21 protein-coding genes and 1 pseudogene are annotated in these 23,757 nt (G+C 45.0%); 19 read left to right on the forward strand and 3 right to left on the reverse strand.

Going from position 1 to position 23,757, the window contains the following annotated elements; genetic code table 11:
* Position 1 precedes the first annotated feature (1 nt).
* The 10 genes from EL628_RS24230 to EL628_RS24275 all read left to right on the forward strand — a co-directional run bounded on the left by EL628_RS24230 (position 2) and on the right by EL628_RS24275 (position 11,261).
* Entirely contained in the window at positions 2-304 is a 303-nt protein-coding gene (locus EL628_RS24230) for a hypothetical protein (protein WP_126582581.1), read from the forward strand.
* Between the two features lie 181 nt (positions 305-485).
* Positions 486-2,336: an AAA family ATPase gene (locus EL628_RS24235; RefSeq protein WP_126582582.1), complete on the forward strand. Its 1,851-nt coding sequence runs from the start codon at positions 486-488 to the stop codon at positions 2,334-2,336.
* 146 nt (positions 2,337-2,482) lie between these two features.
* Complete coding sequence (locus tag EL628_RS24240; protein WP_126582583.1) at positions 2,483-3,874, forward strand: hypothetical protein; 1,392 nt, start codon at positions 2,483-2,485, stop codon at positions 3,872-3,874.
* A 142-nt stretch (positions 3,875-4,016) separates the two neighbouring features.
* A complete protein-coding gene (locus EL628_RS24245; protein ID WP_126582584.1) occupies positions 4,017-5,213 on the forward strand; it encodes a hypothetical protein in 1,197 nt (398 codons plus the stop codon).
* 197 nt (positions 5,214-5,410) lie between these two features.
* Positions 5,411-6,619 carry a DNA polymerase III subunit beta gene (dnaN, locus tag EL628_RS24250; RefSeq protein WP_126582585.1) on the forward strand — a complete coding sequence of 403 codons (1,209 nt, stop codon included), beginning with the start codon at positions 5,411-5,413 and terminating at the stop codon, positions 6,617-6,619.
* A 218-nt stretch (positions 6,620-6,837) separates the two neighbouring features.
* Positions 6,838-8,421 carry an FAD-dependent oxidoreductase gene (locus tag EL628_RS24255; protein ID WP_161975737.1) on the forward strand — a complete coding sequence of 528 codons (1,584 nt, stop codon included), beginning with the start codon at positions 6,838-6,840 and terminating at the stop codon, positions 8,419-8,421.
* A gap of 298 nt (positions 8,422-8,719) precedes the next feature.
* Entirely contained in the window at positions 8,720-9,346 is a 627-nt protein-coding gene (locus EL628_RS24260; RefSeq protein ID WP_126582587.1) for a hypothetical protein, read from the forward strand.
* Between the two features lie 168 nt (positions 9,347-9,514).
* Complete coding sequence (locus EL628_RS24265) at positions 9,515-9,700, forward strand: carbon storage regulator (protein ID WP_126582588.1); 186 nt, start codon at positions 9,515-9,517, stop codon at positions 9,698-9,700.
* Between the two features lie 342 nt (positions 9,701-10,042).
* Positions 10,043-10,774 carry a hypothetical protein gene (locus EL628_RS24270; RefSeq protein WP_126582589.1) on the forward strand — a complete coding sequence of 244 codons (732 nt, stop codon included), beginning with the start codon at positions 10,043-10,045 and terminating at the stop codon, positions 10,772-10,774.
* A gap of 187 nt (positions 10,775-10,961) precedes the next feature.
* Positions 10,962-11,261 carry a hypothetical protein gene (locus tag EL628_RS24275; RefSeq protein ID WP_126582590.1) on the forward strand — a complete coding sequence of 100 codons (300 nt, stop codon included), beginning with the start codon at positions 10,962-10,964 and terminating at the stop codon, positions 11,259-11,261.
* Positions 11,262-11,658: 397 nt separating this feature from the next.
* Here the strand turns inward: EL628_RS24275 and EL628_RS24280 are convergent, their stop codons facing one another.
* Entirely contained in the window at positions 11,659-12,726 is a 1,068-nt protein-coding gene (locus EL628_RS24280) for a tyrosine-type recombinase/integrase (protein WP_126582591.1), read from the reverse strand.
* Positions 12,727-13,165: 439 nt separating this feature from the next.
* On the opposite strand from EL628_RS24280, the gene EL628_RS24285 reads away from it, so the two are divergent.
* A complete protein-coding gene (locus EL628_RS24285) occupies positions 13,166-13,483 on the forward strand; it encodes a hypothetical protein (RefSeq protein WP_126582592.1) in 318 nt (105 codons plus the stop codon).
* A 182-nt stretch (positions 13,484-13,665) separates the two neighbouring features.
* Here the strand turns inward: EL628_RS24285 and EL628_RS24290 are convergent, their stop codons facing one another.
* Together EL628_RS24290 and EL628_RS24295 are read right to left on the reverse strand one after the other, a co-directional pair.
* The gene (locus tag EL628_RS24290) at positions 13,666-14,115 is read right to left on the reverse strand and encodes a hypothetical protein (protein ID WP_126582593.1); all 450 of its coding nucleotides are present in this window, start codon (positions 14,113-14,115) and stop codon (positions 13,666-13,668) included.
* A complete protein-coding gene (locus EL628_RS24295; protein WP_126582594.1) occupies positions 14,112-14,408 on the reverse strand; it encodes a hypothetical protein in 297 nt (98 codons plus the stop codon). Before EL628_RS24295 ends, EL628_RS24290 begins: the two co-directional genes overlap by 4 nt.
* A 99-nt stretch (positions 14,409-14,507) precedes the next feature.
* Between EL628_RS24295 and EL628_RS30245 the strand changes: the two are divergent.
* From EL628_RS30245 to EL628_RS24330, 8 genes and pseudogenes are all read left to right on the forward strand, one after another.
* Positions 14,508-14,642: pseudogene (locus EL628_RS30245) on the forward strand (transposase); the annotation flags it as partial.
* A 277-nt stretch (positions 14,643-14,919) separates the two neighbouring features.
* Entirely contained in the window at positions 14,920-16,089 is a 1,170-nt protein-coding gene (locus tag EL628_RS24300) for a Druantia anti-phage system protein DruA (protein ID WP_126582595.1), read from the forward strand.
* 158 nt (positions 16,090-16,247) lie between these two features.
* The gene (locus tag EL628_RS24305) at positions 16,248-17,255 is read left to right on the forward strand and encodes a hypothetical protein (RefSeq protein ID WP_126582596.1); all 1,008 of its coding nucleotides are present in this window, start codon (positions 16,248-16,250) and stop codon (positions 17,253-17,255) included.
* Between the two features lie 133 nt (positions 17,256-17,388).
* On the forward strand, positions 17,389-18,678 hold the full coding sequence (locus EL628_RS24310) for a hypothetical protein (protein WP_126582597.1): 1,290 nt from the start codon (positions 17,389-17,391) through the stop codon (positions 18,676-18,678).
* A gap of 24 nt (positions 18,679-18,702) precedes the next feature.
* Positions 18,703-20,436, forward strand: coding sequence for an ATP-binding protein (locus EL628_RS24315; protein ID WP_126582598.1), 1,734 nt, complete (start codon positions 18,703-18,705; stop codon positions 20,434-20,436).
* 10 nt (positions 20,437-20,446) lie between these two features.
* A complete protein-coding gene (locus EL628_RS24320) occupies positions 20,447-21,271 on the forward strand; it encodes a 3'-5' exonuclease (RefSeq protein WP_161975738.1) in 825 nt (274 codons plus the stop codon).
* Positions 21,272-21,302: 31 nt separating this feature from the next.
* Complete coding sequence (locus EL628_RS24325; protein WP_126582600.1) at positions 21,303-21,770, forward strand: HNH endonuclease; 468 nt, start codon at positions 21,303-21,305, stop codon at positions 21,768-21,770.
* Between the two features lie 203 nt (positions 21,771-21,973).
* Complete coding sequence (locus EL628_RS24330) at positions 21,974-23,728, forward strand: DUF262 domain-containing protein (protein ID WP_126582601.1); 1,755 nt, start codon at positions 21,974-21,976, stop codon at positions 23,726-23,728.
* The last annotated feature ends 29 nt before the right edge of the window (positions 23,729-23,757 follow it).

Raw genomic sequence — 23,757 nt, forward strand, 5'->3', positions numbered from 1 at the left:
TATGGCATCAAACCAATGGTATCTGCCAGAAGAATGGAACGGCATTGATGCGTTGGATCAGGAACAGCAAGACACCTCCGCATCGTTTCCTCGCGCCCCTGAATTGCATATCGCGATTGAGTCTGATGCCTCTTACAAGATTGGGACCTGTGAACATTGTGTTCTTTTTGAGCAGGGAAGACCTGATCGGGCCTGGGATGCTGAAGGTGATAACGATCTGGATTTCAATCGTGACCACTACTTTTCTTTGCTGACAAAGCTTGGCATTGTCATGAACGATCGCCAGGCCTATGTTTGTCCTTGATAGAGGTGCGTTGCTAGATGTGAGAGGGGTATTGTTTGGTGGTGAGACCCGGAAGAGAGCTTTTCGCTTTCTTCCGGTTTTTTTCTTTTCAAGGAGTCGCTATGTGGAAGCAATCAGTGTTCTGGTTTGCTCTTAAAAACGTGCGACCGGTGGAGTGACGGTAAAAAGAAGGAGCATTCAAATGACGATGGATATGTCCATGCCAGAGGCATTCCCTGCCTGGTATCGCGAGTTCCGCAAACTCTTTTTTGCTGGAGCTGGTCATTGTTTTATTCTCTATGGAGATGTACATGGAGTGACCTCTCTGCGAGGAGCATCACAACTCCGTTTTATGCAGCGCATCCTGCATACGGAGCGTCGTAGCATCATTGCCTATTATCATCGTGCAATTGGGATTACGTTTGCCCTCCCCTCTATGCGTACCGAAGCACTGGCCCTTCTCGGACCTGATTGGGGACTGCCACCTTCTCATGACGATTTTGCCGCTGCCTTGAATGCAACTGGACTTGCACAGCCAGTCGCTCAAGGAGATGTGTTCAGTAGTGCGCGTCGACCACGAGAAGCGCTCTCTCTTTTAGAAGCACTCTTGCGTGCAGGAGAGCCAGAAGCGAGAGGAAAAGTTGCAGTGATCCTGGATGGGGCAGATCTCATTTGTCCAGCGGCCAACAAAGCAGTCATGAGAGATGATCAGCTTTCCATCCTGGCAACCCTTCAATATTGGGGGCTTGATAGTAGTCTTGGACTGCAAGACAACCCGGTCTTTCTTCTGACTCCTCGATTGAGCGATCTTCATCCTGATCTACGCACGAGTGGCAGCGGATACAAAGTCATTGAAGAAAAACTACCAGACGAACAGACGAGGCTCGCATACATTCGCTGGTACTTAGATGATCATCGCAAAGAGAATCCCATTGATTTAATCGATCTTACCAAAGAAGATCTGGCCCGCAATACTGCAGGCCTTGACCTGCGGCAGGTAGAAGATATCCTCCTGCTTGGAGCTGATAATGATCCGTCCCATGAGATGGTCGGCGTCACGCGTCTTCTGGTGAAAACGCGAAAGGATGCGATTATCCGTCAGCAGTATAGCGAAGGTATTGTCATGCTTGATCCTTTGCCTGAAGGGTTCGCAGGGCTTGGGGGAATGGAGCAACTGATTCATTTTACCAGAGAAGAAGTCATTGCACCCTTGCGCGAGGGATGGAGTCGAGAGGTTCCCAAGGGGATTCTGCTTGTTGGCCCTCCTGGGAATGGCAAAACCCGCTATGTAGAGGCAGCAGCCAAAGAGCTTGGCTACAATGCTCTCTCCTTGCGCATGGCAACCATTCTTGGTGGCGTGGTAGGTGCCTCAGAGCGTAATCTTCAGGAACTTTTTGATGTGGCTCGCAGTCTTGCTCCCACACTTCTCTTCATCGATGAGATCGATCAGACCCTGGTTGCGCAACGTGGAAGCACCTCAGGGAGTCCTGTCGCAGCTAATTTGTTTGGGGCGCTCCTCACGTTTATGGGCGATGAAGCGATTCGTGGACAGGTCATTGTCGTCGGAGCAACGAATCATCCAGAGTTGTTAGATGCCGCTCTGTTGCGCCCTGGACGTTTCGATGTCATTTTTCCTGTGCTTTGTCCTGATGAAGAGGCACGCCGGAGTATGCTGATGGTCCAGGCTCGACTTCAGCAGACGACGATAGCGCCAGATGCCCTTTCGCTGATTGCTCAGCAGACACAGCACTATAGTGCTGCTGACTTAGAGGCCGTTGTGAAAGAGGCTCGTTTGCTTGCTCACTGGAATGCGCGCACGACCATTGGCCTCCAGGATGCCCAAGAAGCACTGGAGAATATTCGGCCAGGAGCATTAGCCCTTGTTGAAACGTTTACCAGACGGGCTGTGGATGCCTGTAATAATCTCCGATTTTTGCCTGCTCCACTGGCCACGCGAGAACGAGAACGTCGTCGAGCTGCTCTTTCTGCTCAGGAGCAAGAGGCCGCGTCGATTACCTCTCTCTCGGAAGCTCGCTCATCACGGCGTATCTAGCTGCTTCTTCACTCTTTCTGGTTTCTTTTCATGCCGCTTTTTCGCAAGGAGAGCGATGAGCGGAACGTCCTGGGGTGGTCGAACGAGTCTCTGGAGCGATCTCTGTTTCTTCGGGCACCCCATGCTATCCTATGAAAGAGGTTTTTATGACCCAAACTATCGACTCTTCACAGATGGTCCAGGAAGGACACGCTCTCCGATCTCATCGAAGACAGATCATTGCCACTCTTTTTGGCGCATCTTCCTTTGAAGGTATCAACTGGCAACGACTGATTCAAGATGGTGTGGTCGTACGGTTGCATATTCGGCGCTGTCGCTTTTCCACGCGCCTTGTTCTCGAAGATATTGGTGTGCACGTCGATGATGACGCAGTAAAAGAGAAGCTCTCCGAGTGGCTCGTTTTAGGTGAAAAGCGCTTGCTCCCTGTAGAGTATATGAAGGCTCTCTCTCGGATTGAAAGTAGTGCCAGACATGCGCTTAAAGAGCGCTCGTTTCGCACCGAGCTTGGAGCCTTTGTTCCTTCCTCGGCCTATGTCGGATGGCGAGATACCACAGAGGGCCTCAAAGCGCAGTATGAGGCATTACGCGATGATATCATTGCCAATCATCGCGCGCTCTCGCAACAAGTCCTGACGCAATATGAGGTGATTGCTGCTAATACCTATCAGCGTTTGCGTGGGACCCACCCTGAATTGATGACAGAAAGCCAGGAGCACTTTGTCACGAACTATTGTAATCGTATTAGTGCTCAGATTCCCTCTCCAGACCGCATTCGAGATACGTTTGATTTCAACTATTTGCTGGTGAATGGTCTCTCAGAACTAGGGGCGACACCATTGGAGGCGGCAAACGCTCAGGATAGTAGCACCACACAGGCCGAACCAATGGTCACGGTCGATGTGGCACGTCCTCAGGTACCGCAGAGAGAATGGCAACGTTCTGTCCTGGACCATGATCTACGGATACATGCACAAGAGCGCATCAGTACCGCTCTTGATAGTTTTCTCTCATCAGTTGTGTCACACCTGCGTAATCTCACCTACGATGTCACCTGTGACGTACTCTCCACCCTGCAACGGCGCTCAGGGGAACGTTTTGCGCATCAATCGGTCAGACAGCTTACGAACCTTTTGACACAGATGCGCGAGCTGAATTTCTACGGAGATACGGAGATAGAACGCATGATGGACCAGATTCAGCAGATCGTTGAGCAATCTCCAGAGGAACGGCAACAGAGTATCGTTGATATTCAACGAACCTTGCGGGCCATTGCAACCGTGACGAGGTCAACATTGCTTGATCTGGATGAGGAACCGAGAGTGGCTCGTGAGATCGCTATTCCTGATCTGCCTACTGAGGCCTCTGTCCGTCAAGCGCGTGCTGAGTTGGGATTAGATCTGAATACGATGCAACTTGCTACCCTGTCCCAGATTCGGGCTGATGCCCGCGCAGAGCGTGCAGAAGCAAGTGGAAATGGAATGCAATCTCTCTGGAGCTACATGCAGAATGAAGAACACAGAGGAGCACGGACCCTGTAGCAAAGCCTTACGCTTGAGGAGTGTTGATCGCAACTACAATCAGCATTACGCCTGGTTGTGTGCAGAATTGATCAATAAGCATGCAATGATTCACGAATGGACCGCGGTCCTCGTGGGTCATTTCATCAGGAAAGGAGTCATTATGTCCCTGGTTGATGATCTGGAGTCATTACGACAGCATCTCGGACGCAGTATTGTATTGCCCACTCCACCTGCCTGTCAGGCTCTGTTTGAACAAGCAAAAGCCGAGGGAATACCAGTGGGAAACCTGTTCATCCTCTCACGATCTCTTGCTGCTGGCGTTCGTGGAAGCTATGAGCGGCGATCTGGTGATGTGTGGTGTCATTATGATAGCCGCTCTGACGAAGGCGCACTTGATGTATTGCAATGTCTCCTCACGCTCATTGCATACGTGAAACTCTCCCTTCCACCTCCCATGACGATTGAGGAAGATTGGCATCAGTTTCGCTTAGCACACGAGGAGACATGGGCCCTGGCAAAAGCATGGAAGCGAGAAGAACTCTTTACTGCCCTGGATCTTGAAGCATTTCTGGCGCATAATTCCTATTTGTATCGCTGTCATGCGGCTGCTGGAGATCTTGCAGGAAACCTCCGCCCCTCTAGCGCTCGTAATGCCTATCTTGCTTTGCTGGATGTGCAGCGGCACTATCAGTGGAGTGATACGCAGTTTGAAGCCGCATTAGAAGGAAGAAGAGAGGATGATGAAGAGGCTAATACGGTTGTCCTTGATTTTGATCGCTGCTCGCTTCGTGCTTTCTGGTTTCCTCCAGAGAGAGACAAGCGAGATCAAGCGTCTTGTCCTTTCGGGCAGTTCACACTTCCACAAACCACCCAGACTGCTCGCGTTTTGCGTTCTGTATTGGCGCTCGTTGCTTCACAGAGTATTGAAGCCAGGCTGCCCAAAAGCGCAGACGGTCCTTCTCCGACCTTTTTTTATCTGGAATGTGAGCAAGACCTTTCGATCGTTATGGCACATATAAATGCCTTGTTCCTGGAGGATTTTCCTGACTATTCTCTCCGAGCCCAATTTTCTCTCTATGCTGACGTTCGCTGGAAGGACACTGTGGCCCCATCGCCTCATCTCTACAACGTACGTATGGAATATCTCACCTGTGATGGGAAGCAGGAGTGCACGCTGATCCTTCGTGAATTATGGATGTTAGTTCCTGCACGAAAGCGAAATGAGATCATTGAAGCAGCCTGGCAGCGCTATCTTCGTTCCTGGCTGACCTGTGCGAGTGTCTCTACGTATGATCTCTATACTGGCCTGCAATCCCTCTGGCCCTTCCTTCAGTCCTCAATGCTTCCTTCCAAATAGTCCCTCTGATGGATGCGTGGTCATCTCTTTCATAACATTGTCAAAGAGGTGCGTATCGACTGTCCCACCCAATTGCCCTCACGAGAACGTGAAGGCATTCGTTTGTCTGTCTCGCCCTGAGGGAAAGCGCTCTTTTCTCAGGGCTTCTCGTTCTGCAACGCAGAGCGCTGCTAGTGACCATCAAAAGGAAAGAACAGATGAAATTCACCGCGAAACAACAGAACCTCCATCGTGGCCTTACGATTGTCAGGCATGCTGTACCCACGAATGGACCCTTTCCGATTCAGAAATATATTCTTGCAACTGCGAATGGAGGGCATGTTCGCCTGAGTGCGAGACGGGAAGACCTTGGAATTCATTATTGGATCACTACTGAAGCTATTGATGATGAAGGAGTTGCCCTGTTGCCTGCCTATCTGCTCTCAGACTTTGTGAGAAATGTCCCTGCTGCATCTATTATAGTTACCTCTCCGTCGCCGCTTCATACAGATTCCTGTCATGTACGATGCCTGCGCAGTAGCGCTGATATGAAGAATGCAACAGATGATCCTGCTGAATTTACTCAGCCTCCATTATTTCAAGAAGGGGGAGAGCTCCTTATACAGTTGGATGCCTGGCGGTTGAAAGAGATCATCGCGCAGACCGCCTTTGCCGCAGCCGAGAAAGAAGGGAATAGTTGGTCCTGGGCCGTGGGACTTCGGATTGAGATCGCAGAAGGAAAAGCCCTCTTCGCAGCGACTGACTCATTTCGTCTGGCAATGTATACCCTTCCAGTTCCCGATGATCAGCTTCGATGTCGCCTTCTTATCCCCGCTAAAACGATGCAAGAGATGGCAAAGCTTCTTCCCAATGGGGGAACGGTACAGATGTTACTGACACCAGATCGGAACATGGCCCTCTTCCATAGCGACATTGCTCACCTGAGTGAAGCGGTAGATGTTTCTACAAGACTTCTCCGCAGCGAAAACTATCCCAGTCTTGAACATGCTGTTCCTTCTTCCTGGACCACACGCGCCCTTATCAGTACGCAAGAACTTGCGTCAAAAGTGAAGCTCATGTTGCCATATGCTCATGACAATCGGTATGAGATTCATTTCAAATTCTTTGGTGAGCAAACAGAACGCGTAAGTCTGGCAGAAGTCGCTCATACTATTGCTGTAGAAACCTTTGCGACGGATGTTGGCACGATTGAGAATATGATACCTGCCCAGGTACAGGGTCCTGATCAGGAGATTACGCTTCATGCAAGATACCTGCTTGAGGTGCTTGAAGTCCTTACAACCGCACAGGTCGCTTTGGAAGTGACTGACGGGAATCGTCCGGCTGTTCTCAGACCGATAGGACCAGAGGAGTATGTCTATGTCATGATGCCAATCAAAAAGAAGGAAGCTGGTGCCAAGCGTTGACACAGGCAAAGCTGGGCTGAGTGCCCTTCGTTTCACACGACCCTGAAGATCTTCTTCGGGGTCTTTTTTTATCGAATCTCCTGGTAACCCTTCTGAATACTGATCCTGTTTTGAATGAAATAACGATCATATGTTGAAAAATTGTTTGCGCATGCGTGTGCGCTACTGCATTAGAAGTCTCGTGCCGTCAAAAAGACGGAGAGAGGATGGAACTATCTATGAACGAGAACTTTCCAGCCGTGGCGATTGTTAAAAAAGAGTATCCCCAAACAGAGCCCCCCCTTCGTTCTTTGCTTGCCCAAATGCTAGCCGATAAAGGCATAGGGCGCGAGACGATCTGCTATCTCGCGCACCAATCACCGCACTTTCTTGGAATGGTCTTTGGTCACTTGATCATGCGATCTCCTTATACACAGGAGCACGGTCATCTGCTGAAACGCACCCTTTTGAGCCTTCCATCACCTTTGCCAACGCCCACGTATCAAGGAACCAAAAGTGAAAATAGTGCCATTGACGCTATTTGGGAGCATCAGGGACAGGAGTGTGGGCTGCGCAGTATCACCTGGCGTGGAGCAGCGGGAGCGTATGAGAGTACACAGCAGATCAACGTGCCTCTGCACATGAGGAAAATGACCCTGGTCGTCATCATTGGAGCGGGAGCCGCAGGAATTTTGGCAGCTCGTGCGCTTCTCGATGTGGGTTTTCCTGTTGTGCTTTTCGACCAGACAGGGAATGCTGGTGGCGTATGGAATCAGGATTTCCTCCGTGATGCATCAAGAGCCAACCCGTTCCCATTACGTTTTGAACAGCACCAATTAGACGCAGCTCCTGGTTCTGGTAGTGCGGTGATGGAATGGTTAGAGGCAATTATGAAGAGTGGAGTCCATCCATTTCCTCTCATCAAGAAAGCACGCGTGATAGAGGTTCGGCCAGGCGATGTATCTCACACCGTTCTCTATGAGAATGAACGGGGGGAGCGACAGGAGTTTGTGGCACCGATTGTGATCAATGCAGTCGGTGTTGGCGAGCCACTTCCTCCTTCACGCCCTGGCGTGATGACGACCGATATCGATCCGGCTCAGGCTGGTACGCGTTGGCAAACCGTCTGGAGCCCGAAGGAAGCGCACCGTCATCATGGACGCACGATCCTCTTTATTGGCCTCTCGAACTCTACCATAGAGATGGTGAAACAGATCCAACGATATCGACGTGGGGGACTGGATATCAATTATCGGATTCTCACCCATTATCCGCAGGAAGCGTTGTTTAATCCGTCGAATGTTGTCTTCCATAATGGGCATAAGATGCGTCTCTATCGCAATCCCGATCGTCTCCAACTGCTCCGATTAGCTGGCGATATTCCAGAAGTTGCAAGAGCGTTTGAGGAAGCTCGTGATACGGACCACATTACCTCGCACATCACCTCCTGGTCGCTTGAACATGGTGCACAACCGCAGGTCGTTGCGGTGCGCGAAGATGGCGTAGTGCAACGCTATCCGTATAATCAACTCTATACGCTCATTGGCTATGGGCCAAAAGCAGAGACCCTCTCAGCTCTTGGATTGCATATCAATAATCCCTATCTCGGAGCAGTTGATCTGGACTATGATTCTGAAGTCCAGCGAGCACCAGGGTGTGTTGGACGATCTCGATTATGTCCAGGCTATTTCTGCTTCGGCATTCGAAATGCCTTCAATATGAATGAAGTAGTACTCCCAGGCTTGCTCTTTCGCTTGCCTGATCTCGTGGCTGGTGTGATTCTGCGATCTAGTGAGTATTGCTTGATGAACCAGTCGTTTTGATGTGACCTGTACGCATGGCCAAAAGACCCGCTTTCTTCTGCCATTTCTGTTTCTCTGTCTCTGGGAGCAGTTCCTCCCCCCTCATCTCACACTCAGATTTCCGTACCCAGAAGTTCAGAACTGCCAGCTACGGTGAAAAAGGGATCTGAATGGCGAAACGTGCCCCATCTTTAGCGTCATCAGCAACGAGTAAGATGTCATTGCTGGTTTTTATGATGTGTTTGATACATCAGATAGAGGAGATGTCATATCCTCATGTCTATGAGCCTGAGGACATCTCCTGTGGAGAAGGAGATCAATGGATACATTTTCTCAAGCACACAATCACCCTGTGAGAGAGAAACGTAAGCAAGACTATCTCGATGATGATTGTTCCCTCCGCGCTGCTGCGGCCATAAGAGCTCATCCCAATACCTGCTTTACCAACATCCTGGACCTGTTCCTCACCCCCTTTTCAAGGGTCTTCTCTCTCTACGGAAAACTGATTGAGGGATGGTATGTTATTGAGCTGGATGATGAAATTGTGCTCAATGAGCATGGATGGATTGAGATGTCAGACGGAAAGATTATTGATCCCACGGTCGTGCTCCTCTTACCCCTGGAGCAGCCAGTCTACTACTTTTCAGGAGTAGAACGATCGTGGAACGAAGTAAAAAGTATCATGCGCAAAGAAGATGCCTGGCTTCCATATGTGCGATTTAGTGGAACGTATGGTTCCGATGGTATGGGACATCAGATGTATAAAGCGGCGCATGATGCAGCGGTACAGAAAGTCTTCTCGCTTGCCACGATGACACAGCCACCGAAAAAAATGACATTTTTGACAGCGCAAGATCCCCTGGATGTTCAACGAGAGATGGGTGTGAGTATGCAGGTCTTTCTCCTCTCTCCTGATCACGAGGAGGAGCAACATGAGAAAGCATGAAGCGAGAAAAACGGACGAGGAACGATGGTCTCACCGTTTGGAGCAGGCTTCAGGTCTATCACGGACGTTTTTTTACAGGAATGGCACAGGTCAGCGCACAAAGAAGGCTGTATGTACTTCTAGAGAGTCGTATTCTGCGAAGAGCACTATAAAAGAAGGAGAAGGACGATGCTTGTTTTACGACGAAGAGCCGGTGAAAAAGTTATCATTGCTGGAAAGATCATTGTTTCAGTGTTAGCAGTCGAGGGAGAGCGGGTGAAAATTGGCATCATTGCGCCCCCAGAGGTCACTATTGTTCGAGAAGAATTACTTCATGCGAAAGAAGGGCACACTGACCAGGAACCATCTGCTTAATCACGCTGATGCAGTGCTATCGTCTCCAAGAAGACACTTTTGTGTGAAAGATAGGATTGGTGCTTTATGCATGCCTGTCAAAAACGCCCTCTTGTCTGGCTTGTTGATGATTCAGAGACCATTCAGCACCTTCTTGCTCTCATGAGAGAGTATTCTCCGCATTGAGATGTTTGTAGAGCATCAACACTGGATACACCACGCTCGTTCTCTTGAAATGCTCCGTCCCTGCTCAAAGTGTTTGCGCTGTTGAGTTGATGACAGGACAAAATGATCAGAGAGAGGAGCGTGGTGTCTGTTTGTGGAAGCCTTGTCTGGGATTGAGAAGAACAATAAGGAGGAAGTATGGCACAAACGGCCTGCGGATGTACACAACAGCGTCCGAGTCCGACCTGTGAGCCAGGAAAGAAACTCTTTATACGAGCTGTAGAGGTTCTCCCTGGCAAAGATGGGAGAACCTCTACTCCGGAAGATGACGAACGTTGGGAGGTATATACCCATGCGTATCTTGCGTATCATGATCATGTACGAGGGTGGTCAGAGGGGGATGTGAAAGTGCAGCGAGGTATGGGTGAGTGGATGATCTCTCTCCGCTCCTATGGCCGGTGGATCTTTCACTTTGGGACGCAGGATGCGAGCTTCATATATGAATGGCTTCAGGTAAAGGGGTATCAACAATTTGTAGGGCAAGGCGAACAGGCAAGAGATCGCCTCTCAGGTTTTTATCGGAAGCATACGAAGCCTTCGCTGCTTTTGCGAGAGCCCATTGCCAGAGGAGGAGAACAACCTGCAAAATTGGCTGAGCAAGAACGTGCACCAGGTGTTTCTTCTCATATTGATCTGAAAACACTGGTCACGATCTTGATTGCACTCCTTGTAGCACACATTGCTCATACCCCTACGGTTGTGGAACGATTGTTGGTACAACGGAGAGCTGCGAATCTTCTTCGCGTTCATGGAATACACGTTGGGTTATCAGATGAACAAGTGATCCAGGAGCTCATCGAGGAGGTTGTTCGACAGAACGAGCGAATACGCGGAGCTCCTCTGCACCATCCTCAAGAACTTCTGGTATAAAGCCGTGCTGGCCTGACAGGTTGCCAGCATTTCCTTTCTGAGTCAGCCTCAAGCTGTCAGTCTGATCGCTTCCCTCAATGAAGAAGCCAATCGATAACGGATTGTGGTTTCCTTCATTCTTATATTCATCAATGGTGCATTCCTCCAACAGCGTGTTTTTTTTCACATTAAGAAAGTGAGCAGGTGTATGCTTCGTCAGTTATTGACAAAAGATGTGCCCACGATTAAAAAGCACATCCAAAACCAACAGGAGAACGGCCCTCTCGTTGTTGCTCGAATAGTAGGATTTTCAGATCTTCTACAAGTGTATGATGTGCGCGAAGAGATGTATCCTAGGAGCTCGAGCCAGAAGCAAGAATGTTGGTTGCTTCAAGGATTGCCGGATGGACCACCTCTACCCAGGCGACTGGAAGTTCAGATCTCTCCACATCGCCGTCTGCCCTGGCACATTGCGCAGTCCATCTATCTACAGACAGAGGAACAGTGAAGAGATGTTTTGTGCTCTACAAGCCTGGGCCTTGATTTCATTCACATAAACAGAGAGGATAAAACATCTCAACGTCACTCGAATGGAACGAAAAATCGATAGAAAGACAAGAAGATCTGGCTGATTCTCCATCTTGATCTTCTTGTCTTCTCACTGTACAAAGGAGTATCGCTCTTGCTATTCACACCGTTTCATAGCAGAAGCGTCTTTTGCTGAATACGTCAAATTTTTTTTTGGTTTTTATTGATGAGCTTAAAGAGGGATCTGTTCGAGTGCACTCTCAACGCTTCATCAGACGCTTCCCTGCTTGAGATAACGATCAATCACAGCATGCTTTTCTCATGTAGAGCGAAGAATGGCTGAAAAAATGGAAACGCTGGGTTGAACCACCAATCTCCTACGAATCTTCTATCCCCATTTCATCAAGAATCGTGCTTGCAAAAGTATTTTCATCGCTCGTCAAGCTATGTAGATAACGACTGGTTGTTGCGATATTCGTGTGTCCAAGCCTATCCCTGATGTCCACAATAGTTGCTCCTGATTTGAGCATCATGAGTGCAAACGTGTGCCGTGTTGCATGGATCGTGGTCATGCCAAAATAGCGCTTGAAGATATCTGCAAGCCCACGTTGAGAAATGGCTTGTCGATACCGTTTATGGGAAAGGGACAGCCAGAGGGGTTGTGCTGGATCGATAGTGACAGTACTCTGTTCCTCTGGATTGAATGAGAACATCACCTTGAGATAGGTCAGAAGAGCACGAACGACGCGAGGCTCCAACGTATCATAGAGATATTTTCCACCTTTACAGCGAAAACAAATGGTGATTTCCCCATCGCGAAATTGTAGATCTTGCCAGGTAAGTTGGCGAACCTCACTCCCACGTCGCCCTGTTCCAAGAAGCAGCAAGATGAGTGCACAATCACGTATTCCAGTTATCGTCTGTTTATCAATACGTGTCAGCGCTGCTGAGATCTGCTCTTTCGAGAGTGGGCGGGCTGAAACATACTCTTGAATCTTACGCCGTGTAATTTGCTCAATGGGATTATCCATGATGAGCAACCTGCGATCTTTGGCGAAGCGGTAAAAACTGCTAATGATGGTGAGACGATTGTTGTAGGTCGTTGCTTTCACTCCTCGTTGGAGTTGTTTTTCCTTTTGAGCTGAGGAAGCCCATGCCTGGGCCATCAGACCAAGTGCAGCCAGCGCATGCTCTCTATCGTCAAAAGTGATAGGCTGAGTGAGCATATCAGGCGGAAATCCATCCAGATCGATCCCTGCTGCAATAGTCATAGTGCGAAAGGATAGGATAGCCTGCTCATACGCCTCTTTTGTTCGTAGGCTTTGAGATGCTTCAGCTTTCGTCCTGATCCAGAGCTGTATAGTAGAAGTAATAAGATCCGTTCGATTGGTATGAAGAATGAGTCCTCCTGTCATAATAGTGACCGCTCCCTCACGTATGTTCATGAAAACGAGTATTTTCTCGTTATACTACGAAAGTAGCATCACTCTTATTCCTGGTCAAGAGGAACAGGATGTCACAAGAAAAATCCAGGAAAAATCCCTTTTTTTGAGGCCTCTACTAGAAAGCGGATACCCTCTTCCTGATGCCATTGGAATCGCACTGGTTCGCTCCGTCGCTCATAGTTTGTAGTATGGAGACTGGACGTTCTCTCGTTGGGAGCTTCCGCTTTTTGTTGCCTTCTCAGGGTAGACATACCTCGTCTTTCCTCAGACCCAACTCTTCTTCCTGAGAGACAACGGTGGTGGTACTGTTCCCATTCTCTGTGATCGAGGTCGGCCAGGTGCACCAATCAGAAACAAGACATAGCCGAATACTTGCGTGCACGCAGGACAACTTTGAGAAAAAGAAGCTCGTTGAAAGATACGAATTGAGGAACTTTTTATGAGAACGAACGATTATTTTCTTGAGTTTGGTGGGTTTACCCCTGCTGGGGAGCCGTATTTCTCACACACCCAAAAAATCGAGCATGGAGGTATTCCTGAGGGGTATGCCCTTTTCCTCTATAAAGAGGTATATATCCCGGTGAAGGAACAGAGAATTGTCTATGCAAATGGTGAGACAATTGTTCAATATTTTACCTCGTATCGGGGTTCTGGCTCAAACCCTGATACGATGAATGTTCCGATTCACTATGTTGCAAATCGAGGTGGATTGCGCCGAGCCCTGGCATATATCCAGAAGCGAGCTCAGCATTGTTAGTAGAGTTACATCAACTGGTAACTGTTTCTTCAAAAGGGCTCAAATATTCATCCATTTTGGGCTCGTTTGAGGAATACTGCGGTTCTACCAATGACCCTGCAGAACGTGGGAAAAATGGTTTCACTTAGAATTATTCGATACAAACGAGAAGAGCTGATGGACCTATAGCATTGGAGGTCTGGTTAAGGGATACCAATTCCGCCCAATGCATCACTAAAGGTAACTGTCATGTGGTTGTTGGCATCGGTCGTGGCAACATAGCTATAGGTCTGGCTATCGCCTGATGGGCTGCCCAATCCATACGTTGTACAGGAGGTCCAGGTACCTGACAGATTTGGACAATTGGTCCCTGGTTCGGAGCTTGAGCCCTGGATAGGATCACGGACCGCAATCACTTGACCGAGGGGATCATATATAGTGATGGTTCCTGCGACCGAGTGACCCTGACTATCAGTTGCCCCATTGGGATCAACCCATCTACTTCCATGAGTGACGAGGTATGGCTGACTCTGGAACACCGTATTGTTACTGGGATTATGGACGGTGAATGCGATAATATCATGCGTCGCATCGGGGCCTGGGGATCGTGTTTCGACGGCCTGTGCCATACTATTGTAGAAGGTTCGGCTCACGGCTCCGCTATAGAGCGATGAGTTGGCATCGACTTCTGCACAAGTAAGCGTACTACTGTCGCTGCATTGCGAAGCAACAATCGATTGAGCGGTACAGCTTCCCGTTTCTCCAGGTAGCTTGTCCTGGACTGTTCGATCGCCATTGCTATCATAGCTATAGTTGTAGAGAGTCGCCTGTCCGTTGGCATCAGTTTGGCTGGCGTTGGTCGTGATGCTGGTTGATTCTCATCATAGGTATTATCCCGGCATTGCCAGACGTGGCCACTCTGATCATCAATTTCACTACGTATCACGTTGTGAATGTTATACCCTCTATCATCAGTGACTTGATACGTCCACTTCTTCGTCAGGGTTGGAGCATTAGAACTGCTGGTCTTCTCTTGAAGGGGGTTATGATAGACACCACTAACGCCATTGAGTCAGTGAATATGTCTCTGCTCAAGGTCACGTGCAACCACCGCAGTTTTCCCTCAGATGAGGCAGTGTACAAATTAGTGTACCTGGCCATGCACAACATTACCAAGAAGTAGACCATTCCCATTCGAAACTGGGTGCTTGCACTCAACTGTTTTGCCATTTAATTCTGGGAGCCCTTTCCCTAATAGACAAAAACACATACGCAAAGTATTTGACAGACTCGCTTGAGGACGAGTTGTCTTTTTTCTGCTTTGATCGTATTGTGGATTAGGAGAGCCTGGAAAAACTGAGATGTTGCGGTATTGTTTGTGATGATTGCTAAACCTACAGACAGTCAGTTTATTTGTATAGTAAAAACTATATCCTCCTCTAAGAGAATAAAGTGTGATGCCAATCCTGATTGAGTCTCCCTGTAAATATTCACTAAACATATATCAGATGGGAATGCAAAAGGAAGCTGATCATTTGGCCGAAGCTATATTACATGAAATGGAATATTTTCAATCCTTTGTGCTAGAAGAATCAAAGAAAGGTTATCAAGCTTTTTACGAAGAGATGCGATTATCTAATCTAAAAAACCATCAATGTTGGATTAAAAAACACTGGTCAAAACATCAACATATTTTTGCCTATCCAAATGAATTGCAACCAGCAAGAATCGAACCTTACTTAGAATTAGTTCAAAATCAGCATCAAAGTAACATTTTTAGACTGGCAAGATTAACCTGGAATCTTCCTTATAGCTCGGGGTATGGCAGGCGCTTAAGATATCTTGTGTGGGATAGATCGAATCAGAAATTAATGGGTATTCTTGGTTTACAATCTCCTCCTCTACGTCTTCCAAACCGTGATAGCGCTTACAGAATCCCTTATGAGCAAAAGATAGATTTGGTCAATCAAACAATGGATGCTTATACGCTTGGAGCTCTTCCTCCTTATACTGATTTGTTAGCAGGAAAGCTTCTTGTATTGGCTGCAGCATCGCAGGATGTTAGAAGGGATTATGAGCAGAAGTACAATGGTAGGCTAACAACTATGAGAAAAGCAACCATTGACTCATCTTTAATCGCAATAACAACATTGAGTGCTTATGGTCGAAGTTCCCTTTATAACCGTGTCAGCCAGGGTTTTGAAGATGGTAAAAATATCTGGGCAACGACATCTTTGGGTCCCTGCGAGGGTTGGGGTACAAGCCATTTTAGTAATGAGCTTTACCAGGAAATAAAAAAATTTTATAAACTACTGTATCCGCAAAAATCAGTGAGTGGTTTTGGAACAGGCCCTAAAGTTCGATTACAGATTATTGCCGCCATACTTCATGATTTAGGACTTCCCAAAGATTTTATGAGGCATGATATTCCTAGAGAGGTTTTTATTATTCCGCATATTTCTAATCTGGAAAAAGTTCTTGCTGGTTGCGGCGATGCGCCTATTTATAATGATCAAAGCTTTGAAGCTCTCGCTCAATTCTGGAAGGAACGTTACGCCTTTCCGCGGTCTCAACTCCGATGCTCACTACAAGGAAATTCAACTCTTTTTCGCGATGTGGCAATGTAACAACTTGCTATCCAAGAACGTGTGTACGATCAGAAGGTTGGTTCTTAAACTGGACTTTGTTACCAGTTTAACGATTATTTAAAAGGAAGATCAGACTCTATGTCAGAATAGGTTTTACCTAGAAGATAAAAGACTGTGCCTTATCAGGGGCTTTTCCAATGGTTGGTAGAAAAATATCGCGAGTATCTCCTGATGCCGTACAACTCCCCTTAGACTTTGATCAAGCGCCAGAGAAAACTGTTGGAGTTCCAAAAGTTATTATTCCAATAGGAACTACGTTTGAACCTGGTTTGGGAATAAGGCAAGCTCTCGTAAACTGGGAAGCAAACAATCATCAAATGATTGATATAGTGTTCAATGGTCATCATCTTGAGTTAGCCGAAAAATACGCTTCAAACAAAAAGTATGACTTTACTGAACAATATATAGTTGGCGAGGGTGGGCTCGTTAATTTGTCTGTTTTTATAAATATCCTACGTTGTGAAGAACGTTTGCGTACCTGGTCGAAGGAAGTACAACAGCAAACAGGAACTCGTGCAATCCGCGGGATCTCATTTGACTGTCCAGACGAAAACTCTTCTGTTGGTCTCCTATGGAAGAACCTTGGGAGTTTTCCTTATAGTAAAAAAAGCGATGTTAGCCTGTTCCAATCGCGTTATATTACTCCTATTTGCTGGATTAATAAAGTCACCAAAAAGCAGGTTTTTGAAGACTTAAGTAAATGGACAGGTTATATTACTTATCGGATTGGCAATGAATTCAAAATTGATTTAGATCTGTTCTTAAAAGAAGTTACCGAAACTCTCTTAACCCATAAATTAGCTCAAGGGTACATTTGTCTTTCTATATGGAAATCCGGACAAGTGGAGGTCATTTGGACAAGCTATGAAGATACTGTCGAGAGACAAGGCATTATCCACAATTCACTGAATGATCCAGTTGGAACTTTGAATGAAATTCAGTCAAATGAAGGAATAAGGCACATTTATGAAAATTTATTACAAAAATATCACGGAATATTTGTTTCTAGTTACAAAGGCGCCCAATTCACATTAAACTCAGATGCTCGTTATACTGTTCAAAGCCGAAGTAATTACGAAAGATCAAAGTTTCAACCAAACAGTGTCCTTTTTACTGTCCATCTTTTCTGTCCCAAACCTCTGTAGCGTCAAATAGCAGTAAGAAAGGCTCATCTGCAGATTCGTAAAGCCTGTCGTGGAGATCTTTAGATAGTTTCAAGTTTCTGTAAGGAAGTAGTGATAACGGTGTCTTGTGCCACGCAGAAAGGGCTGAAAGGATATGGACAATTATAAAGATTTCAATAAGATTTTTGCAAAAAGGCTAGAGGAAGGTTTTGATGATGAAGTCAGTGAGAAAGATGTACCACACTATAGAACTGTACATCCCAAACTTATGCATTCTACTCATCATGTGGGAGCTCTTGATGGCTCAGATCAACAATTATTTGCACTAGAAGGTAACCCTGATGCTGGTCTGGCTATTTGGGCAACCCTCTATATAGAGTATGCTCTTTCTCATCCTCATGAGGAATTGTATCGTGAAGGGCCTGGAAGCGAGCCATGGGCAGCACATGATGTTCATTATTACCAGCTCGCGGTAAAGTATGGAAAATATCAGGATGATAAGAATAGAGGTTTGCGCAATGATTATTATGCTATACGGCAGATATTGTCTTCAGCACGTGCAACAGAACCTCCCTTATATGAAATAGAAAAAAATCCGCGAAATTTTACTGTGCGCGAAGAAGCGGCTCTGGCAAGAGCAAATGAGGAGTGGCGTGCCTTGAGGCGGAGCTATACATATCAGCTAGCACCTCATGACCTTCTTCTAAGAGATGGGAGGTTCAATTGCCAATTAGAGCAAGCAGCTTCCTCGGTAGATCAATCCGGAAGAGAGGCTTCAATTGCCCAAGTGCGTGCAATTGCAGTAGTAAAGTCTGGAGATATGTACGGATATTTGTATCCATGTATTCAATACATATCAAGAAAAACAACATCTGCCTTCTATTTTCGTATTCCTAAACACATGATAGAGCAGTGCTACCAAAATGAAGTTTATAAAAGGCGAAAAACTCTCATGCTGGGAGGAAGGGATCATACAGATTTAGCTGGCATAGGCGCTGCCTGGGTTGCTTTTTGTCCTGATCCATACAAGCCAGAAACATTCGTTATTTTAGAATTTAACCTTTACGATTTATTTTATTATAAAAAGCTGGCTAAGCAAGCTATTATTCTTCATGACTGGCAACAAAACTATCTTACAGGACCCACTCATCATGGAGATGTTTATGTTACAGATATTTTAATTCATGAAGAATATGATGTTGAAAATCTTATTGAACCAGCGGTTCAGGAAATTTTGTGGCTGTGTGATCAAGAGGTAGGAAGATTTAATTACCCTAATCTCTTAGGGACAGCGCATCATGATGTTGTACTTACACAGAAAAAAGCAAAATTTCTCAGACCTCACTATTACGAGGAGATTATGAATGATTCCAATATTTTACTAGAAAGACTTATTAGCTTTAATTTTGTAGAAGATCCTCATAAAATACACAACATCTATTAGAATTTTTACAATGAGGAGGATACCATGAACACAAATGAACAAGCTATGCAGAGCGATATTTATACACTTTTCCCTGATCGTGTCATTTTGCCACGGAAACAAATAAATTTTGTGGTGGGCACGAAAATGGAAAACGATCAGAAACTGTATTTAATTGAGCTGGATCCTACCTTTGAGACTCGTGTAGGAGAATTACTGGAAGCTTTAGACTCAAGAACTGGCCGCCAATACCTTTTTATGGTTACAGATATTGATTTTGCCTATGCTCACCGTGAAGAGCATGCAGATATGCTTGATACTTTAAGGCGCCGTCCTGACAAAGATATGGATGAAGTAACCTTCAGTATGCTTTGTAAAAACCTTGCCATATGTCTTTTTAAAGGCGAGATTGAGAACAAAAATACAGTTGATCATGGTTATCGCCCTAACAAGTATACAACCACCGCACAAAAAGCTGGAGATGAGATTGAACGACTGCTGGTTACAAACTGGCGTGCTGGGACCCCTTTAGGATGCCTACGCATGGGTATGGCCAGTAGAAAGGATATGATTATCCATTTTTCCACAACTCAACTTGTAGGTCAGCGATTTCTTGTTGTGGGACAGACTGGAAAAGGAAAGTCGACCGCAGTGCGACATCTTTTAAAGGGACACATGAATACAATGAATAGTAATTTAGAAAAGCGAAAGGTTGGGTTTCTGGTTGATGATTTCAAAATGGAATATCCCTTTGATATTCAAAACCAGCATGGAGAAATAGTTCCAGGCTTAGTGACATCTTTAGGTCAACTTGCGAAGCAGAAACTCGTTGTACTTACTTGTACCCCGCATCTTTATCAAAAACAAAAAGTGTATTTGAGAGATATTCTTAAATTAGAGATTCCTCTGGCGAGTCTACCTCTTTCTGTTTTTTGTGATATATCAAATTTAAGCGAGCCTCAAAAAAATGTAGTTCGTCTGGTAGATGATAGTCACAGGACCTCTTCAGAAAGTTTCTTCAAAGATATCCTGGCTGTAGACGAATATGGGATGCCGGATACCCTAGTTTGGGGCAAAAAATACGGAAAGACGTTTTATAGTAAAGAAGGGAAGAAAAAAGCTATCAGCGGAAACGATATAGATGCAGAAAGTGATATCGAAACAGGTTTGCGTGATCGTTTGGAATATGTTCGTCGAGCGACACAAAGATTGCTTAAAATGCCATTTATGACAGAAAAGACAAGCTGGCAATGTTTTTCAAAATTGAAAGAATATTTAAGTGAAGGTTGTGTAGTGATTGTAGATAAAAGCCATCTAACAGATTATCAACGTGAAATGTTATCTATTTTGCTTTTCACTCATCTCTTCCAGTATAATCAGGATAAGGCGAACAACCAGATTGCGACAGAAAGTTCTATGCTGCCAGTCATTTTTGCAATAGAAGAGGCACAATATCTTCTTTCAAAAGAAAGAGTTGCTGACCCAGATTCAATTTTCGCGAAAATTGCATTCACAGGACGTAGCTATCAAATTGGCCTCCTTGCTGTAACGCAGCGTCCTCAAGCGATTCAAAAAGATTTGCTAGGGCAGTTTGATGGATTTCTGGTTTTACCTTTAGAGCATGCGAATGACTTTCATCATTTGGCGGAGGCATGTCCCTCCCTCTCTGGCTATCGAAATGATCTTGCCAGTGCGCCTATTGGTGGCGGAGTCCTTGCTTATGGAACACCAAAGCGAGTTGTTTCGTTGCAAATTCCTAATTACACGAAAGACCAGTGAAGGAAAAGAAATGGATATACATTTTTGTGATATTTGTCATCAGGAGATGCATTCGGATGAGTTGAAAATGTGTAATCAAACACTAACGGATAACTGGTTGGTATGCTCAGAATGTTACCCGTATTACAAAGACTACTTGCAAAGTAAACAGGGTAAAAAAGATAATAAGTCATCTTCTTTAAAGAGTAATGTATGCTCTTCTGAGAAGCCTTTAAGTAATAGTGCTCATCTCAAGCCGCGCATTACTGAGAAATACACTGCGTCATACATATCCTGGGAGACTAAAGCACATTTACGAGCATGGTTGGAATCGTTTGATTTTTCCAATTCCTTGAGACCTGTTTTTCTTGATACAGAAACAACAGGCACACAAATATATTCAGAAGTGATTGAGATTGCGATTGTGGATGAACATGGCTATACTCTTTTTCATACTCTCATTAAACCTATTGGCTCCTTTGATCCGAGAGCAATAAGAGTGCATGGCATCACATCTAAAGATGTAAAAAATGCCCCATATTTTGAGGATGTATATAGTACAATTTTTAGTTATTTAAATAATGTTATTGTTATTGCTTACAATGTTTCTTTCGATATAAGGCTGTTAAAACAAACATCTGAGATACACAATCTCACACTTCCACGCTTACATATCGCGTGTCTTATGCATGCATATTTGAAGTTTAAGGGTGTGGAATATAACCACAGTAAACCCTATAAACTTGAAGATGCTCTGACAAATGAACAGATTCCTTTTCCTCCATTACATCGTGCTGAGCGAGATGCACAATGTGTTTATCGTCTGTTTCATTTTATGAGAGAAAAAACTGATTAATGGAAAGCTTTATTGAATGGGAGAAAAAGTTATGCAATTGCGGCTTACTATCGAACTGGTTCCGCGCCCTTGCTGGTACAGTAATATGCGCAATGTAGTCCCACGATCCTTCTGGGATGCGTTACGTAAGCAGGTATACGCTCAGTATAACTATCAATGTGGTGTGTGCCAGGCAGGTAGACCGCTTCACTGTCATGAGATCTGGCACTATGATGATGATACACACATCCAGCTTCTTCAGGGATTTATTGCTCTCTGTGAGTGGTGTCATCATATCAAGCATCTTGGTCTGGCTGGCATTTTGGCCAAGGAAGGAAAGCTTGATTATCATCGTGTGGTCGTTCATTTCCTGACTGTCAATGACTGCCATCTGGAAGATTTCGAGTCTCATCGACAACAAGCATTCGCCCAATGGAGAACACGGAACTATTATGAATGGAAGACTGATCTTGGTGCCCACTCCAATCTCGTGCCACATTCTAAAAGAGAGGAGGGATAGAAGGAACAGTATCAATAAGGTACAAGCCGTCGTTTTATTGAGTATGCTTCAACGGCTCTTCGATGTGTGTTTGAGCAAGATGAATTTTAAAAAAGTGAGGTTTTTGTGTCAGTCTGTTTCTGTAGATGTAGGAGCATCTATCTTCAAGGAGAAATTTTTAGATTTTAGCTTGAAGTATTTTTTTCTTCAGTGAGGTACTTAAAATGAAAAGTGATATTCGGACGATTTCCGATGTTTTTCAAAATGGAGGTAATACTCATTTTATCCTTCCTCACTTTCAGAGAGAATATGTATGGGATCAAGAGCAATGGAAAGAATTATTACGTGATCTTTTTTTTATTTATAAAGATTATGCTTCGTTTGGATATGATGATGAAAAAATACCAATTCATTTTTTAGGGATGCTTGTAATGTCTTATGATAGCATGAAAAGTAGAACAATTCCAGCTTATAAAATTGTAGATGGCCAGCAACGAATGATTACTGTCTCACTTCTTCTTTGTGTTTTGCGTGATCTTACAAAGAAAAGAAAAAAAGATATCGATCTTTCTAGAAAAATAGATGCGTTACTTGTCAATCCTCTGGAAAAGAACAATGCTCATTTCAAAGTGTTACCAAATACCCGCTACAATGATTTGAATACATATACATCTATAATCAATGGAAATACTGTTGTATCTAAATCATCGCGTATTTACAAAGCATATAAATATTTACATAAAGAAGTAAGTAGGTATATTTCAAAAGAAAATGTTCCTATCGAACATTTGTATACAGTACTTGTTCGGGGCTTCCAGGTTGCCTTGGTCGATCTAGAGGATGAAAGCCCTTATAAGATATACGAAAGTTTAGATGGTAAGGGAAAGGTATTTTCTCAACTAGATGCTGTCCGTAATTATATAGCAATGATGCTTCCAGCAGATGTGCAAGAAGAGGTGTTTGAGAGAGACTGGATCAAAATTGAAGAGGCTTTAAATGAAAGAAATAAAGTTGGTAAATCAGGCGAGTTAAGTGCATTCCTTCGACATTATTTAGCAATGTGTCGTTGCACGCTTTATCCAGAAGATCGTGTCTATGCTCGCTTTCGCGATTATATAGAACAGGAGCATCCAGATGCTATCAAATTCACACAAGAAATTGGAAGGTTAAGGCGCTTCGCTGAATATTATCGATCCCTTTTAGATCCACAGCATGAGCCAGATACATTAGTACGCCAAGCGCTACTCTGGCTTTCCCAGTTTGAAGCTACAGTAACATATCCTTTTTTATTAAAAGCGTATGATGCATTCCATTTAGGAGAAATTGGCTCACAAGATTTTTCTCAGTTATTAGCCATGCTAGAGAATCTTATGGTAAGACGTTATTTATGTGGTGAAAGTGTGGGTAATATAAATAAATGGTTTCCACTAGCCTGGTCTGAAATTGAGAAGATAAGAATCTCTTCAAGTTTCGTCGATGCTTGCCGCCAGGTATTATCAAGCAGATATTACCCTTTGGACTACCAGATACGTGAAGCTGTACAAAAGACTACCATTTACAATGGTAAAAGTGTGCTTTATCGAGCTAAATTAACTTTTGTTTTAATGAGTATTGAGAAGCACCTCTGGTCCAACACGGATGTTGCTTCACTTGAACTAAAAAGTCCTACTACGATTGAGCATATTATGCCCCAAACGTTAACTGATCTGTGGAAGATTGATTTGGGATCAAGTTGGGACCAGGTACATAAGACATTCCTCCATACGCTTGGTAATTTAGCTCTAGTTTCTCAAGGGAAGAACATACAACTTTCAAATGCAGGTTTTGTTGTAAAAAGAGAAATTTTATTGAAGCAGGGGTTTCGCATGAATACTTACTTTACAAATAATATTGTGCGCTGGGACGAAAACGCGATTCGGATGCGTTCTGAATGGTTAACTCAATATATATTACAAATTTGGCCCTCTTTACATACTTAAATGTGAATATGACATTTTATAATTTTCAA

This window comes from Tengunoibacter tsumagoiensis (assembly GCF_003967535.1).
Classification (GTDB): domain Bacteria; phylum Chloroflexota; class Ktedonobacteria; order Ktedonobacterales; family Ktedonobacteraceae; genus Tengunoibacter; species Tengunoibacter tsumagoiensis.